12 protein-coding genes and 1 CRISPR repeat array are annotated in these 19,946 nt (G+C 33.3%); of the genes, 11 read left to right on the top strand and 1 reads right to left on the bottom strand.

What is annotated here, in order from left to right; genetic code table 11:
• Window positions 1–187: 187 nt before the first annotated feature.
• Entirely contained in the window at window positions 188–463 is a 276-nt protein-coding gene (gene cas2 / locus DYE54_RS05200) for a CRISPR-associated endonuclease Cas2 (RefSeq protein ID WP_115310241.1), read from the top strand.
• Window positions 464–524: 61 nt separating this feature from the next.
• On the opposite strand, the gene DYE54_RS05195 is transcribed toward cas2, so the two are convergent.
• The gene (locus DYE54_RS05195; protein ID WP_115310240.1) at window positions 525–3,011 is read right to left on the bottom strand and encodes a WYL domain-containing protein; all 2,487 of its coding nucleotides are present in this window, start codon (window positions 3,009–3,011) and stop codon (window positions 525–527) included.
• A gap of 104 nt (window positions 3,012–3,115) precedes the next feature.
• On the opposite strand from DYE54_RS05195, the gene DYE54_RS05190 reads away from it, so the two are divergent.
• From DYE54_RS05190 to cas1, 10 genes are all read left to right on the top strand, one after another.
• The gene (locus DYE54_RS05190) at window positions 3,116–3,481 is read left to right on the top strand and encodes a hypothetical protein (RefSeq protein ID WP_115310239.1); all 366 of its coding nucleotides are present in this window, start codon (window positions 3,116–3,118) and stop codon (window positions 3,479–3,481) included.
• Window positions 3,482–3,552: 71 nt separating this feature from the next.
• A complete protein-coding gene (locus DYE54_RS05185) occupies window positions 3,553–5,703 on the top strand; it encodes a TM1812 family CRISPR-associated protein (protein WP_115310238.1) in 2,151 nt (716 codons plus the stop codon).
• 101 nt (window positions 5,704–5,804) lie between these two features.
• Window positions 5,805–7,712, top strand: a complete 1,908-nt coding sequence (locus DYE54_RS05180; RefSeq protein WP_115310237.1) for a TM1812 family CRISPR-associated protein — start codon at window positions 5,805–5,807, stop codon at window positions 7,710–7,712.
• 671 nt (window positions 7,713–8,383) lie between these two features.
• A complete protein-coding gene (locus DYE54_RS05175) occupies window positions 8,384–9,976 on the top strand; it encodes a Cas10/Cmr2 second palm domain-containing protein (RefSeq protein ID WP_115310236.1) in 1,593 nt (530 codons plus the stop codon).
• 2 nt (window positions 9,977–9,978) lie between these two features.
• Complete coding sequence (locus DYE54_RS05170) at window positions 9,979–10,623, top strand: RAMP superfamily CRISPR-associated protein (RefSeq protein ID WP_115310235.1); 645 nt, start codon at window positions 9,979–9,981, stop codon at window positions 10,621–10,623.
• A complete protein-coding gene (locus tag DYE54_RS05165; protein WP_115310234.1) occupies window positions 10,623–12,311 on the top strand; it encodes an RAMP superfamily CRISPR-associated protein in 1,689 nt (562 codons plus the stop codon). Before DYE54_RS05170 ends, DYE54_RS05165 begins: the two co-directional genes overlap by 1 nt.
• 11 nt (window positions 12,312–12,322) lie before the next feature.
• Window positions 12,323–13,726, top strand: coding sequence for an RAMP superfamily CRISPR-associated protein (locus DYE54_RS05160; protein ID WP_115310233.1), 1,404 nt, complete (start codon window positions 12,323–12,325; stop codon window positions 13,724–13,726).
• 7 nt (window positions 13,727–13,733) lie between these two features.
• Window positions 13,734–14,309, top strand: coding sequence for a type III-D CRISPR-associated protein Csx19 (gene csx19 / locus DYE54_RS05155; RefSeq protein ID WP_115310232.1), 576 nt, complete (start codon window positions 13,734–13,736; stop codon window positions 14,307–14,309).
• A gap of 2 nt (window positions 14,310–14,311) precedes the next feature.
• The gene (locus tag DYE54_RS05150; RefSeq protein WP_172460564.1) at window positions 14,312–16,282 is read left to right on the top strand and encodes a TIGR03986 family type III CRISPR-associated RAMP protein; all 1,971 of its coding nucleotides are present in this window, start codon (window positions 14,312–14,314) and stop codon (window positions 16,280–16,282) included.
• Window positions 16,283–16,749: 467 nt separating this feature from the next.
• Window positions 16,750–18,804: a CRISPR direct-repeat array (repeat unit 35 nt; unit sequence GTTGCAGCACTGCTTACCGCTTGCGGTATTGAAAC).
• Between the two features lie 147 nt (window positions 18,805–18,951).
• A complete protein-coding gene (gene cas1 / locus DYE54_RS05145; protein ID WP_115310230.1) occupies window positions 18,952–19,935 on the top strand; it encodes a CRISPR-associated endonuclease Cas1 in 984 nt (327 codons plus the stop codon).
• The last annotated feature ends 11 nt before the right edge of the window (window positions 19,936–19,946 follow it).

Genomic DNA, 19,946 nt, shown 5'->3' with positions numbered 1-19,946 from the left:
AGACAAAATACCTGTAATATTTTGTCTTGTGTATAGATATTGGTAGCGTTGAGGTTGACTTTTTTGACGTGGAATAAGTTTCACAATAATATGTGTGAGAACGATAAAAATATAATGCTACAATACTAGTACTATTAAGGTAAAATTTTATGATAAAAATGATGTTATAGAAAAGAGGAGGTGTTGTATGCAATATATTATTTGTTATGATGTATCCGAAGACAAAATTCGTCGAGAAGTTGTTAAATTCTTAGAAAGTTTTGCTCATCGTTTGCAAGGTAGTGTTTTTATCAGTGATAAAGATTCTCTTAGTATGCATAAAATACAACAACATTTATTGAAAATAACTAAAACATCAGATAAATGTAAATTACTTATAGCACCTTTAGGATGGGGGTCAGTAAAAGATATTTGGACAAATGATGAAACGATGAAAAAGTCGCAGTATTATATTATTTCATGAGGGGAATATATTTACAATAATTTAGCTAAAGTACAACGAGCAGATTTTATGTGTAGCCTGGCTAAATCCGTGAACAAAGAGTAAGACTTTTCTGTAGTATATCTATCATATGTTTTCTTAAAGATATAGGTTCGATAATTTCGACTGCTGATCCTAAGGATAAGAGTTTATCAAACATGGTAGTTTGAATTTCGTCAAAAGCACAAAATGAGATAGTTAATTTATATTTTGGGTTCTCACTTCCTTGATTTTGAGTAATATTTAATTGACTAGCATCGATTAAGTGAGGGCTAAAAATGCCAAAGCAACGATCAAAAGTATTTCTAGTTGTGGAGTCGTGAAGAATAAACGTAATAGTGTGACTATTTTTTTCTATGTAATTAGCAAAAATAGTATCTAGATTAATAGGCACTGAGGTATTACTTATTGTTATTTTTTCTATTGCAGATAATGGTATACCAGCAAATGTATACTGATCTTTGTTATATACAAGTAAAGCGTATTGGTGAGTAGCTAAATTATACTCTAGCCGACAAGGTGAGACTTCAATTTGTTTTGGTAATGCAAGGGGGTTATTATTTATACTTGAAAAACCTATTAAGTTTTCTGATTTTAGTTGAATAGAGATATTATTTTTTAATTTAAACGATTGTAATATAGTAGTTAATAAATTATTTTGATTACTAGTAGTCAATGCTGTTTCTATCGGTGGGAGTGTGGAATAGTGAGTAGTTTTAATAAGTAGTTGAAATTCTTTGCATGCAGTTTGTAACTCCTTTTTTAAGTCCTCTGATATTAGCCAGTTAAAATTACAGTCTTCAACTAATTGTTTAAGAAAGCCTGCTTCATCACCGAATAAGAAATCGGGAAGTGGATTAGGTAAGATAGAGCGAGGCGTTTGTAAATCAAAACGGAAGAAAAAATTTGTAAATTTCTTAGCTGTTGAAACATTAGTAATAGAGGCTAGTGTATTGATAATAGACTCTTTATCTATATCTTCACCACTATCTACTTGGCGAATTAACTCCATGAGTGTAAACATAATTGAGCTATTTAATTCATTAAAAATAGTATTCCAATAACCTCTTTCTTTTAAGTTTGTTGATGAATCTTCAGATTTTATTCTTGAAGAAGCGGTTTGGGGATTACCTTTATTTTTTGTTACATCAGAGATTGTGTTTGGAACGGAGTTTAACAAGTAATTATTAAGTGTTTTATGTAAATCGTCAGTTATTTTTTTTGCAATTGAAGTATTTGTTTCTAGTAATTTAATATGAGGCATACAAATGCGAAGATTGGGAAGGATTTTTAATAAATCAAAGCTTTTGAGTTTATATATTTGATAAGAATCGGAACTTTCTAATAGGGTGAGACTTTGGCCACGGCAAGCTTCCTTTATTTTCATAATTAAGTCTGATTTTTTATAGAGAGGATCAAAAATTAGCTTGAATACTAATTCTTGTGTTGGACTAGCATGTTTATTGAGTGGATACAGAGTTCCGGATATGTTAAAGTCTGTATTTTTGTGGGCTGTTACATATGAAATTAATGGCAATGGTATAGATTTAACATAGACGCGATTCATTTTTTGAACTTTAAAAGGCTCTGCAGGGTTAATTTTAAATGTATCTGTTTTGTCGTTATAGTCTACTCGTTGACCAATGATATATTCACGATTATATAAAGGCTCACTAATGATATGGTGCGGAATTACTTTTATATCTTCTTCAGCACCATCATAAGTGAAGTGGAGTAGCTCATGTAGGTTGATTGCTTTTATCGCATCAGATAGGATTGCATTATCTAAAATGCGCGTAGCATTATTATTTTGAAATACAATAGGATAGTCATTTGAGTCTTTAGTGGATGGCAAAATGGTTCGTATTTTATCTACCAATGTATAACCAGGTGCACTGAGTATACATACATTGCGATAAAATTTTAAAGCATCTTGTAAGGATAATAAATCTTCGTCGGTTAAGTCAGGGAGAGGATAGTGTGGTAAATGATAAATCCGCACTCCATTATTATTTGTTTTTTCTTGTAGTATACCGATACTGACAAGACGATCAATGCGTACACGTAAAGCAGGCTCGTTTAATGTATCTTTTATTCGTTTTAATTCTAGTGGAGTTTTATAATGGGGGTAATGATTAGGCTCGTAAGGCCTTGGATCCCAGAGAAATTTTTTTAGCTCTATGAAAGTGAAGTCATTATGATCTTTGTCGAAAGCAGATAGAATTAGTAAAAAGTCAAGTACCGTTTCAGGTTTTGGTATTTTATATTGAAATATTTTTTGTAAGTAATTAAAAGACGTGTTGTAGCGATTCGTAAATTCTGGATTATATTGTAATTTTTTTATAAATTGTTCTTGTTTATCGACTTGAAATTCTGGAGGAAAAATATTACGAATGACTTTTAGCGCAGTATCATGTGTTCGTGGATTAATTCCAAATTTGGTAGACGTATTCCGTGAATAAAAATAATATGACATAAGGCGTAAGACTCGACGAATAGTATCGAGATTATGTAATTTAAATTGAGACATAAATAATCAACTCCTTTGGCAGGGAATAAAGTACTTGTGTCGAAAGATATACAATAAGGAGATAATAATCAATTTGTTGTTAGAAGGGAGAATATACAAATAGTATGAGACCTTTATTTATAAATCATTCTAATCATCCGAGTGATAACTGGTCAGAGAAGCAACGCGCAGAGGCTGAAAAAGTTGGTGCAATTAAAGATATTCTCTTTCCTAATATAAATCCTCAAGCTACTTTAGATGAAGTGAAGCAATTGGTTAGCATATATTGTGCAGAAATAAGAAAACTAGAACCTAGTGTTGTTTTATGTCAAGGAGAATTTACATATACTTTTCATATGGTTAATTCTTTAAAAGCCTTAGAGATTCCTGTAGTAGCAGCTTGTAGTGAACGCTGTGTAAAAGAAAGAATGGATAGTAAGGGTGTCCATAAAGACATATATTATGAATTTGAACAGTTTCGAGAGTACTAAGAAAGTTAGTATAATGTATATAGCTAGAGTGTAACAATTTTTGAGTAGGTTGTTAAGAGGAGAGTTGTGTTATGTGTAAAGAGAATATAGAATTAAATATTTCAAAAGAACATCATATTGTTGTAACCTTCATGTCAGCTTTAAATACTAGCTCGTTGTCAGATGAGTATAAGACTGTATGTGAGAAGGCGTTTAATAAAGAAGACTTAAACAATCTTCGCGTATATAATATTACACAGTATGAAAAGTTAGGACCAACAAAAACTACTAATGAATCATGTTTGAAGTATTTACTTCAAGGCTATAGCAATTTTAAAGGCGAAGGAGTAAAAATTCCTGTAGAAAAAGTTTTTCTATTTGCTTCTGATACAGCGCGTAAAAAAGTACGTATTGTTAATAAGAAAAATAAAAATTTGGATGAGATTTCAGAATATAATCTAATGATTGAAGAGGTAAATACATTAGATGTTTTGAAAAGACAATTACAAGATTGTATGGATAAAAAGACTATTGAAAAGATGTTTTCAGAGGATTCCATTTTAGAATGTCCTGATGTAATAACAGACGTTTCATATTTAATTTCCAATGTTATTCAAATGGCTGGGCGTATAAGTAGTTATGTAGCCAATGTCTGTGATGATGATAGTGATGTATATTTGCATGCCGATATTACAGGGGGACCGAGAGATGCAGTCATGACAATTTTAGCAATTGTACGGTTGGCTCAATATAGTACACCTAACTTAAAAATTGGTCAAATTTTATATGGAAATCTTAATAAAACAGAAACAGGGCGAATTGGTCATGTATATGATGCTAAACGCATTTATGATTTATTTGATATCATCGCTGGCGCCGAAGAATTTTCTAGATTTGGTAGTGTCAAAACATTGAAAGATGTTTTTTGGGCACAAGGTGGTTCTATTGATGTAGAAACGAAAAAAAATGCTATAGGGAATTTAGTAGCTTCTATGGATCAGTTTGCTGATGCTGTACAAATATCAAGGAGAAGTCAATTTGAACAGTCTATTCAGCAATTAAATAGAACATTACAAGAGTTTGATAGAGTAAAAGCAAAGTTTGATGAAACTTATAAAATATATATAAATAAGAGTAATCCGATAGATTTAACAGAGACGGAGAGACATTCTTTAAATGCAAAAGCAAACTATGATCTTGTTGGTTTATTGACTGGACGGTTGAAACAATCATATGCAACGATTGTTAACAAAGAAAAAATAGATGTATGTGATATTATTAGTTGGTGCTTAGATCGACGCTATATTCAACAAGCTTTGTCATTATATGTTGAATGCATTCCTGATTATTTAGTTGAAAATGGTATTATTATAGTAAATAAACATACTTCTGTTAAGAAGGAAGCGCCTAGTGAAACTAGGGATACAGATAAAAAAGTAAAAACTATAAATAAATCTAGCAATATTTATACATTATTAACAGAGTTTGATGAAAATGAAGAAGAAAATAATAGAATTCAAAGTAAATGTGATAAGGCAAGTTCACTTATTTTAGGGGTTTGGAAAGAATTATTAATGGAATTTAGTAATCAGGATGAAAGCACTACGATTAAAGAAAAAAGTAGTCGTCAAAAAGGACAATATAATTCTTCTTCAGTAGAAAAAGCATTTAAAAATCAGCGTGTTGATGTGCAATGCTTTGTAGCAAATTTTAAAGCGCAATTGGAAGATCGTGAGATTTATATACATGATGATGGGGGCTTAATTAAGTTTTTCTGTGCATCTTATGAAGAACCTAAAAATGCTTTACAATATAAAACCTTATTATCTGATACAGCTTCTAGTGCATTAGAGAAACAAGTTAGTTCAAGTATTAATGGACCGGGATATAAGTTACGCAAAAGTATGTTTGATTTAGTTATTCAAAACTGTAATCAAGATGTATTGGTGAAATTTTTGGATTATAGTGTAATCGCTTCGGAATTAATATTGTATAAAAAATGTAAAAGAATTTATGATCTTTTTCTTGCAGAAAAAATTGCGGTTCCCGCAGAGCTGGCAAAAGATGACTTATATCGAATTATGAATGATTATTATACATTAAAACCATACCGCAATGCGATGGCTCATGCTCATGATAATACTAAAGATTTAGAGGAGGATATTACTAGCGATGATTTAATTCGATTAATAACTGGAAGTATAGAAAAGATTCAACAAGTTAAAGCGAAGATACATAAGTAGGAACAATATGTCTTGATTAGAGAATCAATGTTTAGGTTGAATAAGAATTTGCTTTATTTATCTCTTTTAGATACAACAATGTAGGAAAGGGAAATTAACAGATGAAACATATTTTATTGTCTTTTTTGAGTCCAGTAAGAGTTGATAAAGATAAAATGTATAATCCTATTATTTTTAAAGGGATACAGTATGAAAGGTATGAGAATACAGTTAATAATCAGTTTACGTGTATTCAAACAAATGAAGCTGCTGTATGTCAACTTATGTCAGATTTAGTGATGTCTAATAATAAGTTAGATCGTATTTTTTATTTTTCTACTAAGAAGTTAAAAGAAAATGTAGAATTTGCTACAGCTAAAGATATAATAGGATGTGATCAATCTATTTCACTGACAGGTGAAGAGTTTTTTATTAAACGAATGACTTATTTATATCCTTCGTTAGTGAACCGTTTTTCGGGTATTGATTATGATGAAGATATGACAGGAATAGATGGTTTACATTCAGTCATTCAGATGGCACAACTATTAAAAAGTTATGCAGATAAAGTAAATGATACGGTTAATTTATATGTAGACATGACCGGTGGATTTCGGAATGCTACCATGATGATTTTAGCGGTGATACAGTTAATTCAACATAGTAATATTAAGGTATCTATGCTTTTATATGCTAATTATATTCATGGTGGAATTAGTCGTGTAGAAAATATAACAGGCATTCATCGTATGATGGGACTGATTTCAGGGGTCAATGAATTTATTAATTTTGGTAGTATTTATGATATTGAGTCTTATTTTGAAACAGCTAATATACCGATTAGTTCCGAACTAGCTAATTTATTAGCAGCAATGAAGGCTTTCTCAGATAATGTAAAAGTTTGTAGTAGTAATAGTTTTGAAACTTCAATTAAAAATTTAAAACAATCAGTTATATCTTTTAGCGAATTAAGTGATAAGTCAGTTCAAGAGAATTTATTTGAACAAATTATGTATTTAATTCAAAAAGAATATGAATTATTATTTAAAGAGGATAGTAATAGGCTGGATATTATACAGTGGTGCTTAGATAAGAAATTTTATCAACAAGGATTAACATTAGTCACTGAATGGATGCCTAGTATAATCGTAGATAATCATATCTGTAGTACCGAAGATGTAGAGGTTATTAAGGAATGCATAAAACGAGGGCAGGTACAAAAACGTGATTGGAAGCGGGAATTTATAACAAATTATATAGGAAGTTATTGTACTAACTTACAAAAAAAGAAAAAATCTGCTAAAAAAGAGATGCCGGTTATAAAGAAAAATGGAAGTCAAATAAGAGAACTTCGTTATATTCTTCAACAAATTGCCAAAAAAGAACCTTGGTCATCTGATAAATTGCCAGAATCTTTAGTTAATAATTTAAAATGTTTAGAAAAAGAACGTAAAAGTTTACCGGATAAAGGTAAATTGAATGAATATATAGGTGATAAAAAAAATCCTCATACTTTTATGTGGGCTGATCGAGTTTGGCGTAGAATTGTTTATAGAGATTATAACTATAGAGGCAGTTTTGAGCATTATATAAGTCGGCGCCAAGTAGCCACTTTTTTTAAAAGCCTTTTAGATTTTAGTGATGAAGAATTTTTGAATCTTATAAAAAGTTATATGAATTGTACAAAGTCAGAAATGGTAGTTAGCACAGATAAAGTTTCTATAGACAAAACCACCGTTTTAGATATAGAGACTTTGTTAGATTCAGATAAAGAGATAGTAGAGATTAATTTTGATGAAAAACGGTATAGGAAAGACTTTTCATATTTATTTAGGGATGTCATTATACAGTCTGTAGTGGCAGAGGAGAAAGCGATTGATGTATTAATTGGGTATCATAAAATACGTGGTATTCGTAATAATATTAATCATGCTAATACGTTACATTATTCGTATGATGATATTGGTGAAGAGTTAAAACAGTATCTTAAGCTGGTATACGGTGTATATCAAGAAATTAAGCGCCATTAGTGTTAAAGTTTTTGGTATATCGTTTCTAGTAATAGAAAGAGGATAAGAGCGAGTTTAGAGAAAGAAAAGAGAGCGGTAACTTAAATGACGGATATAATCCGCATTTGGTTACCGCTTTTTTAGTGTTCACAATAGTTTGTAATAAGAAAAAGAGTAACTCAATTGTATAATAGAGTTGATATTAGAAGTAAGATATAGGAGTTATTATATTAAATTTATGAATTTTAAAATGATTTTTGATAAGGAAGAGGGAAAATGGAGAAATTAATTATTATGAGTGGTATTTTGATTGTTTATATTATTGTTAAATTGTATCAGAAAGACTATGAAGAGGTACTGTCATCATTATGGAGTTTGCTATGGCCTTGGCTATTACTTATTATGTCTATGGTGTTGGTGATAATAATTTTTTCAGAAAAATAGGGGATTATATTGTAGTGTTACTATATAAGTTTATAGTTTTTTATGTGTAAAATTAAGGTATCTTAATAATCAACTTCAATTAGAGGTTTTTTGATAGAACTTGTCGAATAATTTAAAATAATGATTTTGTGAGAGAAATGAATCAGCTTAGGGGAATACATTAAAAGCTTGTATTTGTTTAGTGCGTAATGCATATGCAAATATTGCTGATAAAAAGTAAGGTTTATGATTTAGTTAGGAGGGTATTTATGAAAGTACGGGGATTATTGTTTGATACGAGATCAATTCAGAAATACATATTTTCTGGAAATAAGTTAAAGACAAATATAGGAGCTTCCTATATTGTAGAACGTCTTTTTGAAGATGTACTTTGTAAAGAAATTTTAGAGAAAAAATTAAAAAACTTTGTTCAAAGTCAAGAACCACAACGTAATTTCACTGTTGATGTAGATAGCTGGGAGAAATCTGAGTTAGTAACAGAGCAGCTGCCTACTGATTGTTATGTTGCTTACATTGGCGGTGGTAATGCATTAGTTTTATTTTCTGCTGAAGGGGCAGATTATCGTCCAGAGACAGTTAAACTTTTTAGTAAAGAATTATTAGTGTTATATCCCGGTGTTAGAATTGGTGCAGCTCTTGGGGAACTTTCCTTAGATAAAGAACAATTCTCTCTTGATTTAAGTGAGTTATATAAGACATTAAAAGATAATCAGAATTGTGTATCTCCGAATATATCTATATTTGACACAGGTTTAACGGTACCCTGTGAAACTAATGGCGAAGTGGCTAATTATTGGTATAAAGAAAACGGTCAAGCAAGGATTATTTCACAAGAGAGTTTTAGTAAAATTGATAATTCTAAATTAGCTAATGAAACATTACAATCTGAATTTTCTGATGTATTAGAGAATTATGAATTCCCTATGGAATTAGATGATATGGGTCAAGAGAAGCACGTTGTGGGCCGAAATGTAGGCGGCAATGATATTGCTATCGTTCATATTGATGGCAATAATATGGGGTTACGATTTAGAGCATGTAAAACATTGACAGATAGAAGTAAACTATCAAAAAAAGTGGCTAACAAAACTAAATTAGCTTTTAAGAAATTATTGTCCATTATTGTAGATGATAAGAAAAAACTTGAGCTTGAGGGAGGTAGGTCGAATCATAAAATCCCTCTTCGTCCTTTAATTTTAGGGGGCGATGATATTACGTTTGTATGTAATGCTCAATATGTACTGAAATATACGCGCTTGTTCATGAATTTTATGAAAGAAGAGTTAGAGCCTGAGGATATTTCTATTGATACGTGTGCGGGGATTGCTATACTGCCAACTTCGTATCCATTTTTCCGTGGTTATGAATTAGCAGAACAATTATGTGCTGTAGCAAAAAGTGAGTCGCGTAATTATAAAGGTTCTAGTTGGCTTGATTTTGCACTGTTACATGGAGAACAGGCACCAGAGTTAGAACAAATTCGCTTACAAGAATATACGGCTAATTTGGGAAATATGCATTTTGGCCCTTACATTGTAAATGGTATTGAGTCAAATGATCCACGTCATATTGATAATCTATTACAGTGTATTGCACGGTTTAATCAATGGAAGTTCTCTGATAATCCAGCGGTTTCATATGGTAAAGTGAAAGAACTTCGATTTGTTTTACAAAAGGATGAACATGAAATTCAGCGTTATCTTGAATTATTAGGTGATAGTAAGTCCTTATTGGCCGTGAACAACTGGGAGTCTTATGAAGAAAAGCTCTGGTTTGAGGGAAAAACACCATATGTGGATGCTATTGAATTGATGGATTATGCTGTGGGGATGGAGGATTAGTTATGAGTACATCTTTTTTAATAACGATAAAAGTGGAGTCGCCAATTCATTTAAGCTCAGGACAGGCGGATGTTAATATTGATTCTGACGTAATTCATGATAGATGGGGGTTGCCTTATTTCCCAGCTAGGACATTTAGGGGCTTGCTATATGAAAGTGCACTTGAATTATTAGAGATGGCAGAACTAAGTGGTGCTTCTTTTATAACTAAAGAAGAAATAGAGAATTTATTCAATCGTGGTGATATTGAAAATCCAAATTTGATTATTTCTAATTTTTTTATAGAAAATTATGCCATGGTAAGTAAGCAGTGGGATTATTTGCAAACAAAATATAGCCAATTTTTTAATAGTAAATCGGTATTAGAAAGTTACTCTTCTATTCGCTATCAAATGAAAAAGTCATATAAAAATGGCCTTACACAGCAAGGTTCGTTACATAATATGAGAGTTATTGATGCAGGGATAGTTTTTTATGGAACGATTGAAGTACTAGATGATACAGCAAGTAATGAATCCTTATTAGCTTTATTATTACAAAATACAAGAGTAGCTGGATTAAAACGTAATCGAGGTTTTGGTCGTATTACATGTACCATAGATAATCAAGTAGAGTTAGTGGCGAAACGATTAGAGGGGGCTTATTAATGAAACTATTAGAGGTTACTATTAAAACGTTATCACCGATTGTATTGACGACAAGCTCTACTAATGGTGTGTTAATAAAAAGTGTTGATTTTATATCTGGATCAGTGTTACGTGGTGTTTTGGCAGGTCGTTTTATAAAAGAGCAAGGTCTAGGTAAATTGGCTCATGAAGATGAAGATTTTGTTAATTTATTTTTTAACCAGCTTCGTTTTGTAGATGCGTATCCTGTAGCTAATAATCAACGAACTATTCCCATTCCACAATCTATTCAAAAGAGAAAACAACGTATTATAGATTCAACGAATTTTACTGGTACAACGAAAGAGGCTAAAGAAGTAGTTGATTTATTAGCTTGGTCAGATACATTAGTTGACTATAAAAGTATGAAAGGGTTTGCCACCTTTGATGCTGATTATGTATATCCTGCTTCTATATTTAAATCGATTTCATTTCATATGAGTCGTAACTCTAATAATAAACAGAAAAAGGGAGGAGATCGTGAACGTATTAGTGGAACAAGTTTAGATGGGGTGATTTACAACTATGAATCCATTGATGCCGGATACGAATTCAAAGGGTATCTTCTTGGAGAAGAAGATACGTTAGATAAGTTAATAAAAAAATTAGACTTAGTAGATAACCGTTTTGAAGGGCGGATTGGACGGTCTAAATTTACAGGTTATGGTCAATGTGAATTTAGTTTTGGTCCTATTGAAGAGGTTGAGTCGGTATATCCTATAATCGATGTGCAATCGCTTACTGACAATCGAATCTATTTGAGAGCGGATACGCCAATACTGCTAGAAACAGGGATAGCTTCTAACAGTCAAAGTCCATTGCAAGACATTATCAATAAATTTAAAGAGAATAATTGTGTCATTAAGATAACAAAAATGTTTGCTAATTATACTACGGTTGATGGATTTGTATCAATTTGGGGTATAAAGCGTCCGCAAGTACCAGCGATTGAAAAGGGGGCTGTATTTGAAATTACCAGTGAAACGCCGTGGACGGCAGATATGTTGGCACGCTTAAATGAATACATTTTTAATGGCATTGGAGAGCGTACGGAAGAAGGCTTTGGTCAGCTTAGGTTTTGGCAACCACAATCCGGAAATTGGGATATTCATAAAAATGTTTTTTCAGAGGAGCAGACATTGCAAAGTGCATTGTGCCCAGAGGTTGAACGCGTAGCTACTCGCATTTTAATGGATACATTAATTCGCAAAGTAAGAAAAGAAGCCTTAAGATGTATACAGGATTGGCGGAAGGCTAATCGTTGGTCTGCAAAAGTGGCTGGTGAAAAGCATATATTTGCTAGGCTAGAGAGTTTTTTAGGTGCTCGTGCGATGGTAGGATTTGGTGAATATGATTATAGTAAAAATAAGGCCATATTTCTAAAAGAATGTGAACATGCTAAGACGGTAGGTGGCGTATTTTGGAAACAGCTCAATCGTATAAAAATTAAATTAGCTAATGGTCGTGAAGAGGTATTGGCAGATTTATTGACAAAAGAAAAGATTGATTGGCCGTACAAAGACCTTCAATTAACGGCTGAAGAAGGGGATAAAGTACTTCAGGTAGCAAAAGACCTAAAGTTAACACTGCCTTCGTTTGATAATGATGTATTTTTCTATGAATTTTGGCTTTGGTTCTGTAGACATGCTAGAAAAAATAGCAAACAATAGGAGGACACATAATGAATGAAGCGAGTGTTATTCAAAAAATAAAGATTGAAGGTACGGTAGAATTAATGTCGCCACTTATTATTGGGGCTGGTGATGGTGCTGTTGGAGCAAGTGTCGAAGTTGATTCACAGGTAGTAAAGGATAAGGCAGAGCGCCCATTTATTCCAGGAACCTCTTTAGCTGGTGCATTACGTCATTGGGCTTGGAATACGACAAATAGTACAGTAGCGTTGAAGGATGAGTTAGACGAAGATTTTGATGAAGTTGGGATTAGTAGTATTTTATTTGGTGATTTTAATTCAAAAATAGGCTCTACTCAAAGTGCTATTATTATTAATGACATTGTGTTAGAAGATGCTAATATTGTATTTCGGGAAGGCGTTGCTATTGATAGCGTTGTTAATGTTGGTATTGACGGACATAAGTATGATTTTGAGGTTGTAGAACGAGGGGCAACTGGAAAACTCCATATTGAGATTACATTAAGAAGAGTTCATGAAAATTATTTGTCTGAATTAGAACAGCTAATTAAAACTCTTGTTGATCAATTAAAAGCGGGTATCCGATTAGGTGGGTCTACGACTAAAGGATTTGGTAAAATTGCTAGTTCAGATATAACAGCCTATTTTTATGATTTTTCAAAATTTGAAGAGGTAAAACAGTGGTTGTGCAATAAGCCTAGTAGTAATCAGTATGAAGGTAGTTTGAGTAATGTTTCCTTTGCTACGAATACATTTTATGCTGATATAGAGGGACGTATAGATTCTTCGTTAATTATTCGAGATTATGGTATAGATTTTAAGGGCGAAAAGATTAATGCCGTACAATTTAAAAGTGGTAAAAACGGGCATTTATTACCAACAATTCCGGGCACTACCGTAAAAGGTGTTCTTCGTAAACAAGCTGAGTATATATGTCGGCGCTTAGGGATTGACGAAAGTAAATTAGATCCATTGATGGGCATTGATTTAGATTTCAGAACTAAACAGGGCGCCAAGAGTCGCTTCATTGTAGATGAAGTGTATATTTCAGAAGGTGTTAAAGAAGTGAAACAATCTCGAATCCGCGTTGACCGCTTTACGGGTGGTGTTATTGATTCTGCGTTATTTACTAATATACCTTTGTGGCAGGAAAAAGAGTCTGGTAATAATGTGAAAATTCACTTTGAGATTGAACGTTGTCAGGAATGGGAAGCTGGTTTGGCACTTTGTTTAATTAAGGACATATGTACAGGACGCATTCCATTTGGTGGTGAAAAATCCATTGGTAAAGGACGAATTATAGGTGAGTCTGTCAACATTCGCTATGATGGGCAAGAATTTAACATAAAGAGTTTTGGAGAAAATAATGAAGATGATTCAGAACTATTAAACTTGTATTTAGAAGAATTTGCAAGTTTGGGAGAGGGAGTGTGAAATCAGCATGTCAATAGATTTAGTAAAACAATCGTTATTTTATCAAGCTGGTAAGAGTAATATAAGCTCGTTTACTTTTAAATCAGATTGTTTTGAAGATATAATTGCCCAATATATAAAACAAGAAGCTACAGTTGTTGTTTGGTTTATAAATAAAGTGAGTTGGGGACGAGTTAAAGGAGGGATTATAGAACTGATTGATAATGAACCATTGAATTTAAACTTGGTGTTAGAGTTACGAATTTTTAATGAACAGGAAGAGCTATATTTGAAAAAGGGCAATGATGAATTTAGAGCTCGTTATATTTGTGATACATTAGATGGAGATATGGATGTAGAATTTGTCGATAGTATGGGACGATTATGGGGCACTAATGCGGGCTATGGTCAACAGGGCGTTAAATTAGAAGATAGTAATCGTAAGATAAAAATGACCATACCAGTAGCAGAAGATTCAAAGTATTATGGATTAGTGACGCGTAATTACATAGGCTTTTCTGATAATGAAGTATCTGGTGCTAAAGTATATTTAGCTGGTTATGATGATTACAGATTTCTTCGAATAGAGGCATGGGAGGATTAATTATGGAATCAAAGAATAGCAAGAAATCGGTTAATAAAGTGCAAGAAATTAGTTTTGAAAAGTTTGCTACATCTCCATATAACTTTGTGCCACTTCCAAAAAAAGTTGTAGTATCACCATTGGCGAGTTCTGAGGAATGGAAAAAAATAGTTAACAATAATGATAAAGTAAAGGCACAAGCTGCTTATAAATCATATGTAAAAGAGTATGGATGCTACTCTGGTTATATTGATTTAAAGATAACAAATAAAAGTCCCCTTTATATAGGGGGGAGTGACGATTTCGCGTCTTACTCTCCCGCTGGAGTGCCAATTATTCCGGGAAGTTCGCTTCGTGGTATGGTAAAAAATATTTTCAAAATTTTATCTTGTAGTGCTATGAGAACCTATAATAAGAATAATACAGATGGTGATGTAGCTGATCGACATCTATATTTTAGAGCGATTACTAGTATTAGTCTTGAACAAAATGAATATTCTACTCAACATACACAGGCTTATTATACTGAAAAATTGTTGGGAGCTGAAGACAAACGAGGTAAGTATGCAAAACCGAAGAGTGGCTTTTTAGTGAAGATTAGGAGTTCTAGTAAAGATAATGAGGCTACAGAAGCAAAATATTTTATCTTTAAGGGCGATTCGAGCCGTAAGAGGATTTCAGATGATAAAAATTATCCGAAAATTGATGACATAGGTGTTATTTGGGATAAATATTCGTCTAAAAATGATAGTGAAAAAACAGTTACATGTAAGATTATTACTGGCAATATGAGTGGAAAAAAACATTATTATACTATTACTTGTAATAATTTTTCAGATACAAATCGCATTGAAGTACCAAAATCCGTAGTAGAAGATTATTATGCTGATTATAAATTGGTATTAGGTAGTAATACGGATATGGTAGCAGAAAAGAGTTTAACAGAAGGTAATCGAAAACGTTTTTTCTTATTCTCGAAAGCTGAAAAACATGGAGGTTTATTTAAACATGATAATCAAGAAAAAATTCAAGCTATTACTGGGCGCTCAGATATTGAATTTATAATACCTTGTTTTTATAGTGAAGAAAATAATAAGGTAGTTCATTTTGGCCATGGTCATTTATATCGAATTGCTTATGACAAATCGATTGGTGAACACATCCCTAAATCAATTAATAGCAATGTTGTAGATTTTACAGATGCTATGTTTGGCAAGAAGGAGTGGTGGGCGAGTCGAGTGTTCTTTAGTGATGCGTCTTTGGAAGGAGACGCTAAATACGTTTGTAAAGAAGCAAAGTATCCGAAGGCTTTAATGAGTCCCAATCCGACGTCGCACCAATTATATTTGAATCAACCAGATAAAGGGGGAGAAATTAATCATTGGGGCAAAAGTTCAGGCATTCGTGGTTATAAGTTATATTGGCATCAACAAATTAGTAAAAATTACTGGTGTAGCAATGATCAAACAAAATTTGTGAATGGTACGAAAAAGATTAGACCGCTAGATTGGGGCAATAAGTTCTCTGGTAAAATATATTTTAATGAATTAACTGATCTTGAATTAGGGGCTTTATTAGAAGTGTTTAATCAGAAACAGTCACAGTATTATTTTAAGATTGGCCAAGGTAAAAGTATTGGTTTAGGTAGTATTATGATTGTTACCAATTTAGTCCTTGATGACTTGAATAAACGATATAGTGCGCTCTTAGGGAATATGGGATTTGAGGAACCTATGTCTAATTTAGACCAACAGAGTTTCGTCGATAAGTTTAATGAATATAGGAAAGAACAACTTGGCGATAATGCGAGTCAAGAGTCTTTTAATAAGACCAAAGAAACTTTATTGGCTATGATGAATTGGAATGGTAAGGGCAGTGAAGAGTGGTTACAAAAGGTAGCTTATATGACTCTTAGTGGTGATGATAAAAAGAAATTTACTCATAGAATTCCATTAAAGCCAGCATTAGAATTTGAAAGTATAAAAATTAGATAGGTAATTAATACGAATTAGAGGTTGTAATAGAATGATAGTTTTACCATTTATTTTGTTATGACCTCTAATTTTAGTATAAGTAATTTTAGTATAAGACTTTAGACTTTAAATTTTAGATTTTAGCTGTTAGGGTTTAAGGTTTAAGGTTTTCTTTAATAGTAAAAATCAAAAATATTGTTACAAATAGTGTAAGTATGGGCTCAATTGATTTTTATGTAATTTTTAAGAAATCTATCCTGAAATTGACTAAAAGTGAGAAAACCCTTATAATATCAATATAGTTAGAAAATAGATTTCTTACACTTTATCAGTAATTGAGAACGAAGTATTTATCAGTGTTTTGGTGAGTTGAAACTATTTCTAAGAAGTAGCAAAACACAAGATTTGAAAAATAGTGTTATAGAGTTGCTTAGGTTTCTAAAATACTGTTTTTGAGCTAGTGTTTATGCGAAGTTTGAGATTATAGTGTTGCAGCACTGCTTACCGCTTGCGGTATTGAAACTGTATAAGGGTGTTCCAATGGGACCATTTGAGAGCGTTGCAGCACTGCTTACCGCTTGCGGTATTGAAACTAATAATAAGGAGGCCATACTACATGCATAACCAATAGTTGCAGCACTGCTTACCGCTTGCGGTATTGAAACACGAAAATGGTGAAATTCGTGAAAAATGGAATGGGTTGCAGCACTGCTTACCGCTTGCGGTATTGAAACTCTGAGTGAAGTCAATATTACTATAGGCATAGTTAGTTGCAGCACTGCTTACCGCTTGCGGTATTGAAACTCCGCATAATTAAATGATAGTAAATTCATACTAGTTGCAGCACTGCTTACCGCTTGCGGTATTGAAACTGGCGTTTGGCTAAAGCTAAATTCGCCGTTAATTGTTGCAGCACTGCTTACCGCTTGCGGTATTGAAACTCACGCCGTCAGTGGCGTTCCAATCAGAGCCGTCCGTTGCAGCACTGCTTACCGCTTGCGGTATTGAAACCCACTACCTCCCCGAAAGACTTAACCACTGCACCGGTTGCAGCACTGCTTACCGCTTGCGGTATTGAAACTTTAAAGCTTCAAATACTTGTTGTTCTACTTTAGAGTTGCAGCACTGCTTACCGCTTGCGGTATTGAAACTCCCATATTACAGGGATCATGTCAGGTTCTAGTTGCAGCACTGCTTACCGCTTGCGGTATTGAAACCGTCAAAATCTTCAAACAATGAAGAGCTTTTCGTTGCAGCACTGCTTACCGCTTGCGGTATTGAAACGTTTGTGCGCATTCATTACCGATAAAACCAGATTTAGTTGCAGCACTGCTTACCGCTTGCGGTATTGAAACTGAGGCAATACAGTATTGACTTTTGCACGTACTCGGTTGCAGCACTGCTTACCGCTTGCGGTATTGAAACCAATAATATTATCCATAATAATATCCTTTCTAAGTTGCAGCACTGCTTACCGCTTGCGGTATTGAAACTTCATGTCATTTTCCTCTTATAACCAGATATATAGTTGCAGCACTGCTTACCGCTTGCGGTATTGAAACTAATAATCTCGCCTGGAAAATCCTTAAGCCCAGTTGCAGCACTGCTTACCGCTTGCGGTATTGAAACTAAATGAAGAAGCAATACATTTGCTTTTAAATAACGTTGCAGCACTGCTTACCGCTTGCGGTATTGAAACGGTTCGATCGTCCGAATTCCTTCGGACGTGTTTACAGTTGCAGCACTGCTTACCGCTTGCGGTATTGAAACAAACCCAATTGACAATAAAATTGTAATAATTACTAAAGTTGCAGCACTGCTTACCGCTTGCGGTATTGAAACGTCATGTCACTAATCATATTAACGCCGGCTTTAAAGTTGCAGTACTGCTTACCGCTTGCGGTATTGAAACCCAAAGATTGCAATGTCCACGAGTTCTGGCTCTGTGTTGCAGCACTGCTTACCGCTTGCGGTATTGAAACGGTGTCCCTGTAATTAAAATTTTGTAGGGTATAGTTGCAGCACTGCTTACCGCTTGCGGTATTGAAACAAATGCTTTCTTTTGTTATGCCCAGGTCTTTAGTTGCAGCACTGCTTACCGCTTGCGGTATTGAAACTGAACGGCTCTTAATTCTAACATCTTTCCGTTAAAAGGTTGCAGCACTGCTTACCGCTTGCGGTATTGAAACAAATTACAGTCTGATTCCATAAACTCTTGATAGAGTTGCAGCACTGCTTACCGCTTGCGGTATTGAAACAATTTTTAATAAACTCAATATAATCAGATACATATTTATGTTGCAGCACTGCTTACCGCTTGCGGTATTGAAACTAACTGGGATCATTGATGGTTCTAAGACTTGGCAGTTGCAGCACTGCTTATCGCTTGCGGTATTGAAACGACATTCGAGTTGCCCCCTGAGTGAGCTCTTTTTTGAGTTGCAGCACTGCTTACCGCTTGCGGTATTGAAACTTAGTCAAGTATAGTGATTACGCCGCTTTGTTCTGGTTGCAGCACTGCTTACCACTTGCAATAGTGAATAGTTATTGCATTAAGTAAAAATGTATTAGTTAATTATGTAGAAGTCCTCTATATAGATTGAGCTGATGATTGGACTTACTTTATAAATATTGATTTAGGGGATTTAAATATCCATCTTAATGTTTTTTGTGCAAAATGGGGGAAAGGTATGCCGATACTGTATTTATTATCGCCAGGGGCTGTAGCAAGTAAAAGCGGAGGGCGAGTTGTGGTTGCCAAGGATGGTAGTGTTCAATATAGTATACCCTTAAAAACAGTAAAACAGGTCGTAATTAGTAAATATGCACAAATATCGACTCAACTTATTGCTGAATTAATTGTTAATAAGGTTATTATTATTTATGTAGATTATAAAGGTAGAGTATTATCTTATTTGGGCGGACATAGAGTGGGGGCAAATAAATTAATCCAGCAAGTAAATTTATTTACAAACTCTGTTTATCAGTTAGAGTTGGCACGTTATATTGTTAAACATAAAATTATGGCACAAACAGAGCTTTTAAAAAGATATGTAAAAAAAGATAGTTCTGGGGAAATAAATAATTCGTTACAATATTTAAAACAAGCATTTTTTATGTGTCAACGTTCTGCTTCTGTTGAAAAATTGCGTGGGACTGAAGGAATGGCTTCAAAGTATTATTTTGAAGCTTTCAGTAGTGTATTAAGAGCAGATACTTGGCAGTGGGTGGGACGTGAACACAAGGGGACTATGGATCCAGTAAATTCTTTGTTGAGTTATGCCTATAGTTTTTTAGAACGGGAAGTACGCTTAGCTATGATGGAGATTTATTTGGATGAACGAATTGGTGTTCTTCATAGTAATAATGGGCGTAAAGATAGTTTAGTTTATGATTTAATGGATTTATTAAGACAAAAGGTAACAGATCGATTAGTATTAAAGGTATTAAATGTAAAGACTTTTTCTATTGATGATTTTGTTTTTGAAGAAAAAGGCTGTTTTTTATCATCTCAAGGTCAGGTAAAATGGATTGAGGTATATGAAAAGTATATGGAAACTGAATTTAAAGGATTAGATGGCTTAACTCCGAGAAAATTAATTGAGAGAGAAGTGAAAGATTTTTATAAACAGGTCCGAGAATATCAGAAAGAGACAGCAGATAATAGTAAATAAAATATAAGATA

Source organism: Veillonella criceti, assembly GCF_900460315.1.
GTDB lineage: Bacteria > Bacillota > Negativicutes > Veillonellales > Veillonellaceae > Veillonella_A > Veillonella_A criceti.
Note: the sequence above shows the minus strand (reverse complement) of the source record. Positions and strands in the feature narration are given on the sequence as shown.